The organism is Methylobacterium sp. B1 (assembly GCF_000333255.1).
GTDB lineage: Bacteria > Pseudomonadota > Alphaproteobacteria > Rhizobiales > Beijerinckiaceae > Methylobacterium > Methylobacterium fujisawaense.
Map to the genome: position 1 here is coordinate 1 of NZ_BACT01000377.1, position 2800 is coordinate 2800.

Consider the following 2800-nt stretch of genomic DNA (forward strand, 5'->3'; position numbering starts at 1 on the left):
AGCTCCAGCTTCTCCAGCAGGCTCGCCACCCGGCCGGCCTCCGCCGCCCAGGTTTCGGAGAACGGATCGAGGTGGTGGATGTCCAGCGTCAGGGCCACGCCGTCGTAGCCCGCGGCCTTGATCAGGTGGATCGCGTCGTCGAGGCGGTGGTTGGCCGCGCCGTTGGTGTTGTAGGCGAACCGAAGCGTCATGCCGCCCTCCCCTGACGCTGGGCGAGGCGGAACGGCGCGTGGTGCGATTCCGGCTCGCGATAGAGCGGATAGTGCCGCCCGACGATCCGCTCGGCCAGGGCGACGTCGAACAGCGGCTGGCCGCCGAACCGCTCCAGGGCCTCCGGCGTCAGGCGGACCGGCCGCAGGGTCTCGCTCTCGGTGCCGAACTTGATCAGCGGGTGGTCGCGGTCGATGAGCTTCTTCGTGTTGCGCTCGCCGATCCGGTAGTAGCTCATGGTCTCGACCTCGAGCCCCGGCACGATCGCCTTGACCACGCCGACCCCGCCGCCCGGGGGCGTGCAGTCGACGTAGAGGACGTCGAACCCGGCCTCCGTGAGCCGGTCGCAGGCGATCTTGCCCCTGGCATGCCCGTCCGCGGCCGGGGTCGAGGGCAGGTCCGCGAAGCGCTTGGTGCTCCGCTCCGAATAGACGGTGTCGGCCAGCACGCCGCGCAGGTCGGCGGCGGGCATCTCGATCCATTCGAGCATCGCCTGCAGGGCGCGGCTCTCCTCGAGGTCGAGGCTCGGAAGCGCCTTCTGGATGAAGGCGTCGATGTAGCCCGGCGGAGTCACCGTGGCGGCCTTGTCGAGGGGGCCGTGGCCGAAGGTCTTGCGCACCCGCGCGGCCTGGAACTCGAGCAGCGCCTTGCGGAGGGCCCGCTCCCGGTCCGGATCGCAGGCCTCGCCGCAGGCCGACAGGGCGATCGGCGCCGGGGTGCGCGCCGGATCCGCGTCGTAGCCGACGACGTAGAGGTTGGTGAGACCGAACTGGTCGGTGGCGAATTTCGGCAGCGCGTGGATCCCGAGCTCCTTGAGCCGGGCCAGCATCGCGGCGTTCTCCGGGCCGATGCCGTCGAGGTCGAGCATCACGCCCTGGTCGAGAGCCCGGAACAGCAGGCCGTTGCCGTCCCGCTGGAGCAGCTCAAGGACGCCGTGGCCCAGCGCGAAGGGCACGTCGGGCCCCGCGCCGAGACCGTTGGTGATCAGGTTGGTGAAGGGTTTGTAGCCCTCGGACAGCTCGAAATAGTCGGTGGCGGCGACGTCGAGCGGCATGAGCACGATCTCGCCCGTGGCGTGCCGGACGCTGGGCGTCCATTCGAGCACCGTGTCCCGGCCCACCGGGGAGCCGGCGGGCAGGCAGAGGGTCAGCGGGTCGGCGACGGATTTGGCGCCGTAGACGCGGGCGAGGTCGGTGTAGCTCGCCCGTTCCTTGGCCCGGGGCAGCACCGCGAGCGAGGGCATCAGGTTCTCGGCGATCTCGGCGACCGCGCCGATCAGCGCCTCGTCGTCGGTGGCGCCGTAGCCGATGCCCGACGGCATCGCGCCCACGAAGAACGGGTCGTCGAGGAACAGGGCCACGAACCAGACCGGGATGCCGGTGCGGTCGAGGGGCGCCAGCGGGAAGCCGACGATGCGCCCTTCCGGCAGGACGTCGAGATAGGCGCGCACGGGATCCGGCAGGGTCTCGGGCAGCCCCTCGATCGGCCGCTTGGCGCCGAAGCGATAGGGGCGCGGCGCCTTGATCCGCGCGTGCCGGGCGCGGTCGTCCTGGTCGTGGAAGCCGTCTGCGTTGCTCACGTCGTGTTCCCGTGTTCCTCGGACCGCCTGCTCACCTTCGTCCTGCCCATCCCCTCATCCTGAGCTGCCGGAGCGCAGCGAAGGCCTCGAAGGAGGGCTCTGGACGGCACAGCGCTTCCTGGAGCCCTCCCACGAGGCCCGCTGGCGCGGGCACCTCAGGATGAGGGTGCGGCTTGGATTGGATAGGTAGCTGTCCGGTGTCTGCTCATCCTGTCCTGCGGTCGCTACCCCTGCCCATAGGCGCGGGCGACGAGTCGCATCGTGTGGAGATCGCGTGCGGCCGAGTACGCCCCCCGCTCCTCGGGCCGGCGCAGGGCCGAGCCGAAGGCGCGCACCTGCTCGGTGAAGGGGGAGCTGTCGGCGTCGAAGGCGAGCGGTTCGACGCGCCCGCTGGCGCCGTCGATGAAGGACAGCGATCCTCCGGCCGTCTGGCCCATGGTGTTCTCGGCGATCAGCATCCCCTTCGTACCGACCACCTCCAGGCGGCGGCGGGGCAGCGCGTCGGGGCAATTGTAGGCGACGTGCAGGCTCGCCAGCGCGCCGCCCGCGGTCCGCCCGATCAGCAGGGCGCCGTCATCGACGGAATAGTCCTGGGCCCGGCTCTGGGTCAGGGCCGCGAGGTCGGCGATCGGCTCGTCGAGCAGGAAATCCACGAGGTCGAGCCCGTGCGGGGCGAGGTCCATCAAGGCGCCGCCGCCGGCCTGGGCGGCATCGATCCGCCAGTTGGGCTGGCCGGCCTCCGACCAGTCGCGCCCGAGCCAGCAGGCGTAGACGATCCGCACCGTGGTGACGGTGCCGAGCCGCCCGGCCGCGACCTGAGCGCGGATCGTCCGATGGGCCGGGTGATGACGCTGATCGAAGGCGGTGCCGTAGAAGATTTGTTGCGATTCGACCGCGCGCGCGATGGCTTCCGCGTCCGCGAGCGTCGCCGCCATGGGCTTCTCGCAGAGCACCGCCTTGCCGGCGGCGGCGAGCGCCTCGACGGCGCCGCGGTGGAGATGGTTCGGCGTC

2 protein-coding genes and 1 pseudogene are annotated in these 2800 nt (G+C 71.3%); all 3 read right to left on the reverse strand.

Translation table 11 applies throughout. From position 1 onward, the window contains the following. Window positions 1-191, reverse strand: a pseudogene (locus I53_RS11105) (sugar phosphate isomerase/epimerase); the annotation flags it as partial. Next, complete coding sequence (locus I53_RS11110) at window positions 188-1789, reverse strand: YcaO-like family protein (protein WP_043350487.1); 1602 nt, start codon at window positions 1787-1789, stop codon at window positions 188-190. The pseudogene I53_RS11105 and the gene I53_RS11110, both read right to left, overlap by 4 nt. Window positions 1790-2013: 224 nt before the next feature. Further along, the coding region (locus I53_RS11115; RefSeq protein ID WP_043350489.1) for a Gfo/Idh/MocA family protein at window positions 2014-2800 on the reverse strand (787 nt) is incomplete at its 5' end.